Here is a 13,732-nt window from a genome sequence, read left to right as displayed (position 1 = left end):
GTGCCCCGTGCCGCGGCCGTCACGCTCACTGGCACTTCGTCCCCAGGGGTGAACGTCCTCCGCTCGTGGGCGACGTCACCCGTACGGGTTGGACTGCGCTGGTCGTGAGCGGGAACCGGCAGGCATCGGTGAACCAGCCCGGGTCCCGAGCCCTCGACCTTCGGAGCCGCCCGTGACGAGCACCAGCCCCGACCTCCCCATCAGCCTGCGCCGCGCCACGCTGCCCTACCTGCCGCCCGCCGTCGCCCGTCCGTCGTACGACGTGCGCTCGCTGCGGCCGGGGGTCGTGCACCTCGGGGTCGGGATGTTCCACCGTGCCCACCAAGCGGTGTACCTCGACCGGATCGCCGACGAGAGGATCTCGGACCGCTGGGGGGTCGTCGGGATCGGCGTGCGCCGCTCCCGGGCCCGGCGCGAGCTGCTCGCCCAGGACTGCCTCTACTCGGTCACCGAGCTGTCGGCCGAGGAGCCGCGGGTCCGGGTCGTCGGCGTCCTGCGCGACTACGTCTCCGCCCCCGAGGACCGCGGGCGCGCCCTGGCCTCGCTCGCCCACCCGGACACGCGGCTCGTCACGCTGACGGTGACCGCGCCGACCTACACGGGTGGCGACGGGGCGGTGTTCGACCTGCTGGCCGATGCCCTGGCGCTGCGACGGCGGCGGGGGCTGGCGCCGCTCACGGTGATGTCGTGCGACAACCTCCCGGCCAACGGCAGCGCCGCGCGACGCTGCGTGGTGGCGGCGGCCGGACGCCACCGGTCCCCCGGCCTGGCCGCCTGGGTCGAGCGTCACGTGGCCTTCCCGGACACGATGGTGGACCGGATCACCCCCACGCCCACCGCGGCACACCGCACGCAGCTGCGCCGGCACTCGGGCCTCGACGACCGCGCGCCCGTGGTGACCGAGCCGTCGAGCCACTGGGTGGTGCAGGACTGCTTCGCCGGCGAGCGTCCTCCGCTGGAGGAGGTGGGGGTCCACGTCGTCGGCGACGTCGCTCCCCACACCGCGATGAAGACCCGGATGCTCAATGCCGCCCACCTCGCGCTGGGCTACCTCGCCGCCCCCACGCAGCACACCACCACCGACACCGCCATGGCCGACCCGGCGCTCGGTGGCCTGGTCGAGCAGATGCTCCGGCTGGAGGTGCAGCCACTGCTCGCGCCGGCGCCGGGCGTCGATCCGGTCGCCTACCGGCACGAGGTGCTGGCGCGGCTGGGCAACCCCGCGATCGGCGACCCGCTGGCACGGCTGCGGCGCCGCGGGTCCGTGCGGATGCGCCACTACGTGCTGCCCTCGCTCGAGGACGCAGTCCTGGGCAGCCGCCCGCACCGCGTCCTGCTGTCGGTGCTCGCCGCCTGGGTCGACCACCTCGGGGGCCTCTCCGAGGAGGACCTCGGACCCGAGGAGCGCGAGGCGCTGTGCGAGCCGGCGCTCGACACGCTCCTGCCCCTGGCACGCGAGGCGCACACCGACATACGTCCGTTCCTGGCTGCTGCCGACGGGTTCGAGCGGCTGCGGGCCCGTCCCGCGTTCGTCCGCGACCTGCAGGACGAGCTGGCCACCGTCCGAGGAGGTGCCCGTGCGGCGTCCTGACCACCGGCCCGGCGACGCCCGGCCCGCCCTGCTGCTGGATGCCGACGGCACCCTCTTCCCCTCCGAGGAGCCGGCCTTCGAGGCGTCCACGCGGGTGACCAACGCCTTCCTGCGCGAGCTCGGCTCGACCGAGCAGTGGACCCCCGACGAGCTGCGCCAGCGTGCCGTGGGGCGCAACTTCCGCAGCCTCGCCACCGACCTGGCCCGCGACGCCGGTCGCACGCCCAGGGACGTCGGGCTGGAGGCATGGGTGGCGCGGGAGCAGGAGGTCGTCACCACTCACCTCGCCGCGACGCTGCGCCCCGATCCGGAGGTCACCGCCGCCGTACGCCGCCTGGCCCGTCACTGGCGCCTCGCGGTCGTGAGCTCGAGCGCGCTGGCCCGCCTGGACGCCTGCTTCCGGGTGACCGGGCTCGCGGACCTGCTGCCCCCGGAGAGCCGGTACAGCGCCCAGGACTCGCTCCCGGTCCCGACCAGCAAGCCCGACCCGGCCGTCTACACCGCCGCTGTCGCTGCTCTCGGTGTGCCGCCCGCCGCCGCGCTCGCGGTCGAGGACGCCGCCTCCGGGGTGACCTCGGCGGCCGCGGCCGGGATCCCGGTCGTCGGCATCCTGGCCTTCGTCCCGCCCGCCGAGCGCTCGCGTCGCGCCGCCGACCTGGTCGCCGCCGGTGCCCGGACCGTCGGGAAGGACTGGGAGCTGGTCGAGGCCGCGGCCGCCGTGGCGCACCTCGCGGCGCTGCACGCGCTGACCGAGGACGTCGGTGGAATCGCGGACCGGGCCCCGGCGCTGGCACGATGGTCGCCGGTGTCCACGGGAGGAGTGCCTCGTTGAGGGTGGTGTGGAACAGCTTCCACGGGAGGTTCTCCGACAACCCCCGCGCGCTGTGGGAGCGGCTCGACGGTCGGGACGGAGTGGAGCACGTCTGGCTGGCCCACGAGGCCCACCTCTCCTCGTTCCCGTCCCACGTCCGCACCGTCGACATCGACGGCGCCGCCGCCCGTGACGCGCTGGAGTCGGCGGACCTCGTGGTCGCCAACACCCACACCGAGGTTGAGTGGGACAAGCAGCCGGGCACGACGTACGTCCAGACCTGGCACGGCACGCCGCTCAAGCGCGTGCACCGTGACGTGCGGTGGGCGCCCGACGGCGTGCTCGACCGCCTCGACCGCGATGTCGCGCGCTGGGACCTGCTCCTGAGCCAGAGCGCCTGGAGCACGCCGCGGCTGCGCAGCGCCTTCCGCCGGGACGGTGAGGTGCTCGAGTCCGGCTACCCCCGCAACGACGTGCTGTCGCGCCCGGAGAGCAAGACCGTGCGGGCCGACGTACGTCGCCGGCTGGGCATCGCCGACGACGCGGTCGTCGTGCTCTACGCGCCCACCTGGCGCGACGACGAGAAGGAGCAGGGCTCCGAGCTGACCTACCCGCTCGACCCCGCGGCACTCATGCGGGGCCTCGGGCCGGGGCACGTGCTGCTGGTGCGCGCGCACTACCTCTTGACCGGGCGGCTGCACCTCGACGCCCTCCCCGGCGTGCACGACGTGTCGCTCTACCCCGACCTGCGCGACCTCTACTGCGCCGCGGACGTGCTCGTCACCGACTACTCCTCGGCGATGTTCGACTTCGCCGTGACGGGACGCCCGATGGTGCACCTGGCACCTGACCTCGAGCGCTTCCGCGACACCGTGCGCGGCTTCTACGTCGACCTGGAGTCCGTCGCACCGGGGCCCATCGTGGCGTCCACCAGTGAGCTGGTCGACGCCCTGGGCGGGCTCGAGACGCTGGAGGAGGCCTGGGCGGTCCGCTCGACCGCCTTCCGCGAGACGTTCACCCCGCTCGACGACGGCGACGCCGGCGCGCGGGTGCTCGCGCGTCTCGGCCTGGGCGGCTAGACGTCCTCGGGGAGCCGGCCCCACCCACCGGCGGGCGTCCCCTCGACCGGGTAGGCCGGCCAGTCGAAGAGCTGCTGCTGGAAGTGCACGAGCCAGGTCAGCACCCGCGGGTCGGCGTCGACGAGGTGCTGCCACCCCCGCACGAGCTCGGCGAAGAACGCCTCGGGCCCGAGCTCGACGCGCTTGTCGTCGGGCCCGAAGGCGCCGAACGTCGTGTGCTCCTGCCGGCAGTCGTGCTCGCCGAGGATCCGGTCGGACTCCGCGACGACCCGGCGCCGCAGCTCCTCATCGCGCATCCGGCCGACCGGCCGCGTGTGCAGCACCGGTGTGGAGTCGATGACGCCGACGTCGCGGTGGTCGAGCAGATGGGGCCACAGCGAGTCCAGGCCCCATCCCCACCCGGTCTCGGTGAGCTCGAGCGTGGGAAGCAGCCGGTCCAGGGCGGAGGCGCTGAAGCCCGGCATCATGATCTCGACGAAGCCGGTCCAGCGCCCGGCGAAGCTGTGGTTCTGCATGGTCGAGAAGTGCGCGAAGTACGACGCGTCCTGCAGCGCGGGCGCGAACAGGTCGAGCCCCACCGCTTTCGCGGTCGCGAACATCCGGTTGATGGCGTCCGGGCTGGTGAGGATGTCGTCGTCCGGCATCCAGACCTGGTCGTAGTCGCGCCAGCCGTCCCACGTGCCCAGGAGCTCACGCATCCCCGACCACTTGGGGCCGGGGATGACGTCGGCGACCTCGCAGTCGAGGTCGTCCTGCGGTGCCAGGGGCTGGTAGGGCACCAGCACCACGTCGTAGTCGCGCTCCACGTCGCCGTCTAGCCAGTTCGCGTGCAGCGATCTGCGGCCCACGCGCGCCAGCACCAGGTTCTTCGTCCGGTTCGTCGTCACTGCCGCTGGTACCCGCTGCGCGCGACCGAAAACAGGGGCGCCTTCGCGGCACCGCCCGCGCCCTGGCGGCCGGCTGGAGTGCCGACCTCCGCCCGGCATGGGGTCCGAGCGGAGGTCGACGCCGGTGGGACCCGCTCGCGCTGGTGAGATTCACCCGCCGTGGTGCTGAGTCACGACCCGATGTACGTGGGCTGCTCCGACACGTCGAGGCTACTGAGTGCGCTGCGGGTCCGCAGCGGTTTCCGGCAACTCGCGCGCGAACCCGTGGCGTGCCGCCCAGACCACCGCCTGGCTTCGCCGCACGACCCCGATCGTGCGGTACAGGGTGCGCACGTAGGTCTTCACCGAGCTGATGCTCAGCTCGGTCCCTGGTCGATGAGCACCAGGACCTGCGCCTACGACAGCGACGACTGTCGCCGCGAGCAGGCCGCCGACATGAGCGAGGGGCCACCGCCGCCGACATGGGGGGCGACGACGGTAGCCCGACCTGGCGACCGCACGCGAGCGTTCCGCCCTCCGGCTCACGCTCGCGCCGCGACAGGCACCTGGCCAGCATCGGTCCGCCCGGGGCCGGCCGTCATCGCCCAGATGAGGGATCCGGAGGGTCGACCCCACCTGTCCCGGGCCGAGGCCGACCAGGCCCGGGAGGAGCCGCATACCCAATAGACGGGAACATCGCCCGCTCATCGGCGCCCCGGCCTCCAGGGCCGCGACCCTCAGGCATGTGGGGCCACATGAGGAGGAGGCCGCGCACTCGGCGTGCGATCGAAGGGTGTGGGCGGTGACGAAGGACGCGACGCGGCAGGTCGGGCACCCGGCGCGCGTGAGCGTCGTCATCCCCGCCCACGACGAGGCGGCGGTGATCGAGGCCAACCTCCACGCCCTGCTCGACGGGACGGAGCCGGGCCGGCTCGAGGTCGTGGTGGTCTGCAACGGGTGCACCGACGAGACCGCCGACATCGCCCGACGTTTCGACGGCGTGCGCGTGGTCGAGATCACCGAGCCGTCCAAGGCCCGGGCGGTCCAGGTCGGCAACACGTGCGCGACGGCGTTCCCCCGCGTCCACCTCGACGCCGACGTGACGATCTCCGGAGCCGACGTCCTCAGGCTGGCCGCCGCCCTCGGCGACGAGGTCCACGCCGTGGCACCCGTCCGGGTGCTGCCGCTCGCCCGGTCCTCGTGGCCGGTGCGCAGCTACTACCGCGTCTGGGAGCGCCTGCCGCAGGTACGTCGAGGGCTCTTCGGTCGCGGCGCCATCGCCCTCTCCGCCGCGGGACAGCGGCGCGTGGACGCACTGCCGACGCTGATGAGCGACGACCTCGCGATCTCGGAAGCGTTCGGGGAGGCCGAGCGGCGCGTCGTCCCGGACGCGACGGTGGTCGTGCACCCGCCGCGCACGACGGCCGACCTGCTGCACCGGCGCGTGCGCGTCGTCACCGGCAACGCCCAGGCGAGCGATCTCGGGATCCGGCGCCGGGAGTCGGTCACGACCCCCACCGTGCTGCTCGCGATGGCGGCCCGCCACCCGCGGCTCGCGCTCCACCTCCCCCTCTTCCTCGGCATCGGGCTCCTCGCCCGTGCGAGGTCGCGCCGCGCCGTGCGGACCCGCGACTTCACGACCTGGTTGCGCGACGAGAGCTCGCGGGCCTAGCCCCCGTGCCACCCGAAGACGAAAGCAGAAGACACATGTCGAATCGCTCGAGCAGTCGATCCATCCGTGACTCCCTGTCGCGACGCCTCCGGGCTGCGGCCGTGCTCGTCCTGGCGATCGGCGGGCTGACGGTGGTGGGGACCCCGACCGGGTCCAGCGCGGTGACCGGGGTGGCCGCGGCCATCGCTCCCTGTGGTGCGGGCGGCAACAAGGTCGCCTGCGAGAACAGCCTGCCCGGCACGCCGTCGAGCGTCTGGGACGACTTCTACGGCGCGGGTGACGACACCATCCAGGGCTTCTCCACCGACATCAGCGTCAACGTCGGCCAACGGGTGGACTTCAAGATCGACACCGATGCCAGCGACTACGACATCACGATCTACCGCCTCGGCTACTACGACGGCGACGGCGCGCGCCGGATCACCTCGGTGAACCCGTCGGTCCCGCTGCCCCAGTCGCAGCCGGACTGCATCACCGACGCCGCCACCGAGCTGTACGACTGCGGCACGTGGAAGGTCTCCGCCTACTGGAACGTGCCGACGACCGCGGTCTCGGGCGTCTACATCGCCCACCTCGACCGGCCCGACACCGGTGGCTCCAGCCACATCACCTTCATCGTGCGCGACGACTCCAGCCACTCCGACGTGGTGTTCCAGACCTCCGACACCACGTGGCAGGCCTACAACGACTACGGCGGCTCGAGCTTCTACCACGGGGGCGCCAACGGGCGGACCTTCAAGGCGAGCTACAACCGGCCGTTCGCGACGCGCGGCGGCAGCACCAACCACGACTTCTTCTTCTCGGCCGAGTACCCGATGGTCCGCTTCCTGGAGAGGAACGGCTACGACGTCAGCTACCTGGCCGGTGTCGACACCGCTCGCTCCGGGTCACTGCTGCTCAACCACAAGACCTTCCTGTCCGTCGGCCACGACGAGTACTGGAGCGGCGCGCAGCGCGCCAACGTCGAGGCGGCGCGCGACGCCGGCGTGAACCTGATGTTCCTGAGCGGCAACGAGATGTACTGGCGCACCCGCTACGAGCCGTCGGCCGACGCCGGCCACACGGCCTACCGCACCCTGGTGTCCTACAAGGAGACGTGGGAGAAGGCCAAGATCGACCCCGCGAGCGAGTGGACCGGCACCTGGCGCGACCCGCGCTACGCGCCCAAGAGCGCGGGAGCCGGGCGTCCCGAGAACGCGGTGACCGGGACGATCTACATGTCGAACTTCACGGACCTGCCTGTCACCGTGAGCGCCGCCGAGGGCAAGATGCGGCTGTGGCGAGGCACCACCCTGACCTCGATGACGTCCGGCTCGGCGGCTCTCGCGCCCCACACCGTGGGCTACGAGTCCAACGAGGACGTGGACAACGGTGAGCGGCCACCCGGGCTGATCCGGCTGTCGACGACGACGGGCCACTCGCCGGAGTACCTGCAGGACTTCGGCAACACGACCGCGGTCGGGACGACGACGCACCACGTCACGATGTACCGGGCTCCCAGCAAGGCGCTCGTGTTCAGCGCCGGCAGCATCCAGTGGAGCTGGGGGCTGGACGCCGAGCACGACTCCCCCTACGCCCCCGAGCCTGCGGACCGCCGGATGCAGCAGGCCCAGGTCAACCTGCTGGCCGACATGAGCGCCCAGCCGACCACGCTCGACAGCACGCTCACCCTGGCGACCAAGTCGACCGACCTCGTCGGACCGACCGTCGCGGTCGCCGCACCGGCGAGCGGCGCGAGCATCGCGCACGGGACGCAGACGACGGTCACCGGGACCGCGACCGACACCGGCGGTGGCCGGGTGGCCGGGGTCGAGGTGTCGACGGACTCCGGGGCGACCTGGCACCCGGCGACCGGCACGACGAGCTGGTCCTACTCCTTCTCGCAGTCGGGCATGGGAGCCACCGGGCTGCGCGTCCGCGCCATCGACGACAGCGCCAACATCGGCACGACCGTGACCCGCGACGTCACCGTCACCTGCCCGTGCGGGGTGTTCGGGTCCACGGTGCCCGCCGTCGCTGCCGTCGACGACGCGGCGTCGGTGGAGCTGGGTCTGCGGTTCCGACCCACCGCGGACGGGTTCGTCTCCGGGGTGCGCTTCTACAAGGGCGCCGGCAACGGCGGGACGCACGTGGGCTCGCTGTGGAGCACCGGTGGTGAGCGGCTCGCCCGGGCGACGTTCACCGAGGAGACCGCCACGGGCTGGCAGACCGTGCGGTTCGCGACCCCCGTCCCGGTCACCGCCGGCCAGACGTACGTCGCCTCCTACACCGCACCCCAGGGCCACTTCAGCGTGGAGCCGTGGGCCTTCGCGGCGAAGGGCGTCGACACCGTGCCGCTGAAGGTCGACGGCGGCTTCGGCTCCGTCCCGGCCGGCGTCTACGCGGTCGCGGACCGGTTCCCGGTCAACAGCGCGCGCCAGGCGAACTACTTCGTGGACGCGATGTTCACCTCGGTCGACGACTCGCCCCTGGCCGCGACGGATCCGTGGCCGATCGCGGGCTCCACCAGCGTGCCGTCGTCCACGACGGTCTCGGTCAAGCTCAACAAGACCGTCACGGCGAGCAGCGTCGCGCTCACCCTCAAGGACGCCGCCAACGGCTCCGTGCCCGGCACGACCTCCTACGACAGCAGCACCCGGACCGGGACCTTCACCCCGACCTCCCCGCTCGCCGGCTTCGTCCGGCACACCGCGACCGTGAGCGCGACCGACCCCGGGGGCAACCAGGTCTCGTCCGGCGGGTCCTGGACCTTCACCACCGCGAAGCCCGCGAGCGCTCCCGGCGTGTGCCCCTGCACCCTGTTCGACGAGTCCAAGGTCCCGAGCCTGCTGGAGTCCGACGATCCGGGCCCGGTCACGCTCGGCGTGCGGTTCACCTCCGACAAGGCGGGATCGGTCACCGGCATCCGCTTCTACAAGGGCGTCAACAACACCGGCACCCACACGGGCGCCCTCTGGACGGCCGGCGGGACCCAGCTCGCGCAGGGCACGTTCACCGGTGAGTCGACGGCCGGCTGGCAGACGCTGACCTTCGCCGAGCCGGTCCCGATCGCCAAGAACACCCAGTACGTCGCGTCGTACCGCGCGCCGGTGGGCCGCTGGTCGGCCGACCTCAACGCCTTCGGCGGGACCGACCTCAACCGCGCCCCGCTCCACGTCCTGAGGGACTCGGGGTCCTACACCTACGGTGCCGGGTTCCCGGGCTCACCGTCGGCGTCGAACTACCACGTGGACGTGCTCTTCGAGCGCGGTGCCCCGGCGATCGGCGTCGCCGGCCAGGACCCTGCGCCCGGAGCGCTCTCGGTGCCCCGCACGGCGCCGGTCAAGGTGTCGTTCACGGACCCGGTCCAGCCGACCGGCTACTCGGTGCAGGTGAGCCAGGTGACGGGGGCGGGGCTCACCCCGGTCGCGGGAGCGGTGACGCGCTCCCCCGACTCCATGACCCTGACGTTCACGCCCTCCTCACCTCTGCCGGCCGACACCGACGTCCGCGTCGTCCTGTCGGGCGTGACGTCGGTCGAGGGGGCCGCGCTCGCCACCCAGACCTGGACGTTCCGCACGAGAGGACCCGACTCCGCCGACGCCCAGACCCTGTTCAGCGACGTCGTGCCGGACACCCCGTCGGCGAACGAGTCCTCGCCGGTCGAGCTCGGCACGCTGTTCCGGCCCACCAAGAACGGCCAGGTGACCGCCATCCGGTTCTTCAAGGGGGCCGGCAACGGCGGCACCCACACCGGGTCCCTGTGGAGTGCCGCGGGTGACCGGCTCGCCACCGTGACGTTCGCCGACGAGACGGCGAGCGGGTGGCAGACGGCCACGCTGTCCTCGCCGGTGCAGGTGACGGCCGGCACGTCCTACCTGGTGTCCTACTACGCGCCTCAGGGCCACTACGCCTTCACCCCCGGGTTCTTCGCGAGTCCGTGGACCAACGGAGCCCTGACGGCCCCCGCGGGGAGCAACGGCCGCTACCTGTACGGCGCCGGGGGTGGGTTCCCGACCAGCTCGTGGGCCTCGACGAACTACTTCGTGGACGTCCAGCTCAAGCCCGACGCCCCGACCGTGGGCATCGCCTCGCGGGCGCCTGCACCCGGGGCCGACGACGTGCCGCGCACGGCGAAGCCGGCCGTCGCCTTCACCGCTCCGGTGGAGCCTGGAGGGACCATGACCGTCGCAGCGGGGTCGACCCCCGTCGCCGGCTCTGCTCAGCTGTCCGCCAACGGTCAGACGATGACGTTCACCCCCAGCGGCACGCTGCCGGCCTCGAGCGACGTCACGGTGACCCTCACCGGCATCGTGTCGACCGAGGGTGCCGCGCTCGGGACGCAGACCTGGACGTTCCGCACCGAGGCCGGGGCGACGGCGTTCGCGTCCCTGCTGGACGGTCAGGTCCCCGCGAGCCCCGCGGTGAGCGACGGCCAGCCGATCGAGCTGGGCATGGCGTTCACCCCGTCCGCGAGCGGCGCCGTCACCGGCATCCGCTTCTACAAGGGGACCTCCAACACGGGCACGCACACGGGGTCGATCTGGAGCACCAGCGGCACCCGGCTGGCGACGGTCACCTTCACCGGCGAGAGCGCGTCCGGGTGGCAGAGCGCCGGTCTGGCGACCCCGCTGAGCCTGACGGCGGGCCAGACCTACGTCGTGTCCTACTACTCGCCGACCGGGGTCTTCGCGATCACGCCCGGCTTCTTCACGGCGCCGGTCAGCGTCGGCCCGCTGTCGGCGACAGCCGCCAACGGGCGCTACCGCTACGGCGCCGGTGGCGGCTTCCCGAACGGGACCTCGGGCGGCGGCAGCAACTACTGGGTGGACGTCGTCTACCGCTACCAGACGAACTGAGCCACGCCGCCGATCCACGGTGCTCCGACGCCCTCCCCTATTTAGGGGAGGCGGGACCGCAAACGGTCCGCACGGTCCGCGGATGCTGAAGCGTGAGGCGCACCGACACCACCGCACCGCACAAGAACCTGGGGAGAGACGTGCACACTCAGACGAGTGCCCTCGCAGGCGCCACCGTCCTGGTCACCGGGGGCGCCGGCTTCATCGGCAGCCACCTGGTGGACGCGCTGCTGGCCGCCGACGTGGCGAAGGTCCAGGTCGTGGACAACCTGGTGAACGGCCGGGTGGAGAACCTCGCGCCGGCGCTGGAGGACCCCCGTACCGATCTTGCGGTGGTGGACATCCGCGACCGGGCGGCGGTTACCCCGCTGCTGCAGGGGGCCGACGTGGTGATGCACCTGGCCTGCCTCGGCGTGCGGCACAGCCTGCACGACCCGGTCGAGAACCACTCGGTCAATGCCGAGGGGACCCTGCACCTGCTGCAGGCGGCCAGGAGGGAGCGCGTCGGCAGGTTCGTGCACGTCAGCTCGAGCGAGGTGTTCGGCACCGCCCAGACCGTGCCGATGGACGAGCGGCACCCGACCTGGCCGGAGACGGTCTACGGCGCCTCCAAGCTCGCCGGCGAGGCCTACGCGCGCGCCCACTTCCGCACCTACGGGCTCCCGGTGGTCGTCGTCCGGCCGTTCAACACCTACGGTCCGCGCAGCCACTTCGAGGGCGACAGCGGTGAGGTCATCCCGCGGACTATCGTGCGGGCGATGTGCTCGAAGCCGGCGCTGGTCTTCGGTGACGGCACCCAGACCCGCGACTTCACGCACGTCTCCGACACCGCGGCGGGCCTGATCGCCCTCGCGACGTGCGAGGAGGCCGTCGGCGAGACCGTCAACCTCGGCTCCGGCAGCGAGACCAGCATCAACGACCTGGTCGAGCTGATCCGCCAGCAGGTCGACGCGGACGTGCCGGCCGCCGTCCACGCCGAGGACCGGCCCGGCGACGTACGCCGCCTCCTCGTCGACGACACGCTCATGCGCAAGCTCACCGCCTTCGAGCCACGGATCGCCTTCGAGGACGGGATCGAGGAGCTGGTCTCGTGGTTCACCCAGCGGCCCGAGTCGCCCGAGTCGATGCTGGCCCAGATCGAGGACAGGAACTGGGGCGCATGAAGGTCGTGGCCACCGAGCTCGCCCTGCCGGGCGTCCGGCTGCTCGAGCTCGAGACGCACGAGGACCACCGCGGGTTCTTCTACGAGTCCTACAGCCGACGCACGTTCGCCGACCTCGGGATCGACCTGACGTTCGTGCAGGACAACCACTCGCGGTCCCGTGCGGGTGTCGTCCGGGGCCTGCACTACCAGGGGCCGGACGGGGCGCAGTGGCGCCTGGTCCGGTGCACCGTGGGCGAGATCCACGACGTCGTCGTGGACCTCGAGGTCGACTCCCCCACCTTCGGGCAGTGGCTGGGCGTCCGGCTCAGCGCCGAGAGCCGCTCGCAGCTGCTGGTCCCGCCCTCCTACGCCCACGGGTTCGCGGTGGTCTCGGACGTGGCCGAGGTGCAGTACAAGTGCACCGGCCTGCACCGGCCCGACGCCGAGCGCGCCCTCGCCCACGACGACCCCGAGCTCGCGATCGCCTGGCCGGTCGAGCAACCCCTCACCTCCGCGAAGGACGCCGGCGCGCCCTCCTTCGCCGACTACCGCGCCCACCCCGACTTCGGGCCGGGCTGGTCCGAGCACAGGAGCCCCCGCTCATGATCCCCATCACCCGACTCGCCCTCGGGGAGGCCGAGGCGGCCGCTGCCGCCGCCGTCGTCCACTCCGGCTGGCTCATGAACGGACCGCGCACGGCGGAGTTCGAGCGCCTGGTCGCCGAGTACGTCGGCGCCGAGCACGCCGTCGCCGTCAGCAGCTGCACCACGGGGCTGCACCTCGCGCTCCTCGCCGCCGGGGTCGGCCCCGGCGACGAGGTCATCTGCCCGTCGTTCAGCTTCATCGCCACCGCGAACGCCATCCGCTACTGCGGCGCCACCCCGGTCTTCGTCGACATCGACCCGCGCACCTACAACATCGACGCGGACCTGGTCGAGGCCGCGGTCACGGCGCGGACGCGCGCGGTCCTGCCGGTGAGCCAGATCGGTCTCCCGGCCGACATCCCCGCCATCAACGCGGTCGCCGGCCGACACGGCCTCAAGGTCGTCGAGGACGCGGCGCCCTCCTTGGGGGCCACCGTCCACGGTCGGCGCCTCGGCGCCCTGTCGGACCTCACCTGCTTCTCCTTCGACGCTCGCAAGATCCTCACCACCGGCGAGGGCGGCATGGTGACCACGGACGACGCGCGTGCCGCGGAGCGGATCCGCCTGCTGCGCGCCCACTCCGCCTCCGTCTCGACCGCCGACCGCGACCGGGCGCAGAAGGTGGTCCTGGAGACCTACCCCGAGGTCGGCTTCAACCACAAGATCACCGACATCCAGTCGGCCATCGGGGTCGTCCAGATGGGGCGGGTCGACGAGATCGTCGCCGAGCGCGAGCGGCTCGGTCGTCGCTACGACCAGCTGCTCGCCGGCCAGGAGGGCGTGGAGACGCCGTACGTCCCGGAGGGCTTCACCCACGTCTACCAGTCCTACAACGTCCGCCTGCACACCGAGCGGACCCAGGAGGAGCTGATGGTGGCGATGCTCGAGCTGGGGGTCGCGACCCGCCGGATCTTCGCCATCCACACGCAGCCGGCCTATGCGGACCTGCCGACGGCGTCGCTGCCGCACACGGACGAGGCAGCCGCCCGGACCGTGCTCCTGCCGATGTTCTTCGGCCTGACCGACGACGAGCAGGACCAGGTCGTCACCGCCCTCGAGAAGTGCCTGTGAGCGCCTCAAGCAAGGA

General features: G+C 72.5%; 10 protein-coding genes. 8 read left to right on the top strand and 2 right to left on the bottom strand.

Annotated elements, in window-relative coordinates:
- Positions 1 to 172 precede the first annotated feature (172 nt).
- Genes E4622_RS22165 through E4622_RS22155 form a run of 3 tightly spaced genes read left to right on the top strand, consistent with a single transcriptional unit; the run spans position 173 to position 3,481 of the window.
- Complete coding sequence (locus E4622_RS22165) at positions 173 to 1,591, top strand: mannitol dehydrogenase family protein (protein WP_134742409.1); 1,419 nt, start codon at positions 173 to 175, stop codon at positions 1,589 to 1,591.
- Positions 1,578 to 2,423, top strand: coding sequence for an HAD family phosphatase (locus tag E4622_RS22985; RefSeq protein WP_167736199.1), 846 nt, complete (start codon positions 1,578 to 1,580; stop codon positions 2,421 to 2,423). The genes E4622_RS22165 and E4622_RS22985 overlap by 14 nt, the downstream gene beginning before the upstream one ends.
- 2 nt (positions 2,424 to 2,425) lie before the next feature.
- A complete protein-coding gene (locus E4622_RS22155; RefSeq protein WP_245156160.1) occupies positions 2,426 to 3,481 on the top strand; it encodes a CDP-glycerol glycerophosphotransferase family protein in 1,056 nt (351 codons plus the stop codon).
- On the opposite strand, the gene E4622_RS22150 is transcribed toward E4622_RS22155, so the two are convergent.
- Positions 3,478 to 4,368, bottom strand: coding sequence for a hypothetical protein (locus tag E4622_RS22150; protein WP_134742406.1), 891 nt, complete (start codon positions 4,366 to 4,368; stop codon positions 3,478 to 3,480). The two genes, E4622_RS22155 and E4622_RS22150, sit on opposite strands and share 4 nt — an antisense overlap.
- Positions 4,369 to 4,578: 210 nt before the next feature.
- A complete protein-coding gene (locus tag E4622_RS23380) occupies positions 4,579 to 4,713 on the bottom strand; it encodes a hypothetical protein (protein WP_280633792.1) in 135 nt (44 codons plus the stop codon).
- A 436-nt stretch (positions 4,714 to 5,149) separates the two neighbouring features.
- Here E4622_RS23380 and E4622_RS22140 point away from each other — a divergent pair, with 436 nt between their 5' ends.
- The 5 genes from E4622_RS22140 (at position 5,150) to E4622_RS22120 (ending at position 13,716) form a co-directional block, all read left to right on the top strand.
- On the top strand, positions 5,150 to 6,019 hold the full coding sequence (locus tag E4622_RS22140; protein ID WP_209022053.1) for a glycosyltransferase: 870 nt from the start codon (positions 5,150 to 5,152) through the stop codon (positions 6,017 to 6,019).
- A gap of 101 nt (positions 6,020 to 6,120) precedes the next feature.
- Entirely contained in the window at positions 6,121 to 10,857 is a 4,737-nt protein-coding gene (locus E4622_RS22135; RefSeq protein WP_245156156.1) for a DUF4082 domain-containing protein, read from the top strand.
- 140 nt (positions 10,858 to 10,997) lie between these two features.
- Entirely contained in the window at positions 10,998 to 12,020 is a 1,023-nt protein-coding gene (locus E4622_RS22130) for a GDP-mannose 4,6-dehydratase (protein ID WP_134742404.1), read from the top strand.
- The gene (gene rfbC, locus E4622_RS22125; protein ID WP_134742403.1) at positions 12,017 to 12,607 is read left to right on the top strand and encodes a dTDP-4-dehydrorhamnose 3,5-epimerase; all 591 of its coding nucleotides are present in this window, start codon (positions 12,017 to 12,019) and stop codon (positions 12,605 to 12,607) included. Before E4622_RS22130 ends, rfbC begins: the two co-directional genes overlap by 4 nt.
- Complete coding sequence (locus tag E4622_RS22120) at positions 12,604 to 13,716, top strand: DegT/DnrJ/EryC1/StrS family aminotransferase (RefSeq protein ID WP_134742402.1); 1,113 nt, start codon at positions 12,604 to 12,606, stop codon at positions 13,714 to 13,716. The genes rfbC and E4622_RS22120 overlap by 4 nt, the downstream gene beginning before the upstream one ends.
- The last annotated feature ends 16 nt before the right edge of the window (positions 13,717 to 13,732 follow it).

The sequence above is a fragment of the Nocardioides sp. 503 genome (genome assembly GCF_004522095.1).
Taxonomy (GTDB): Bacteria; Actinomycetota; Actinomycetes; order Propionibacteriales; family Nocardioidaceae; genus Nocardioides.
This window is presented reverse-complemented; position numbering and strand designations above follow the sequence as displayed.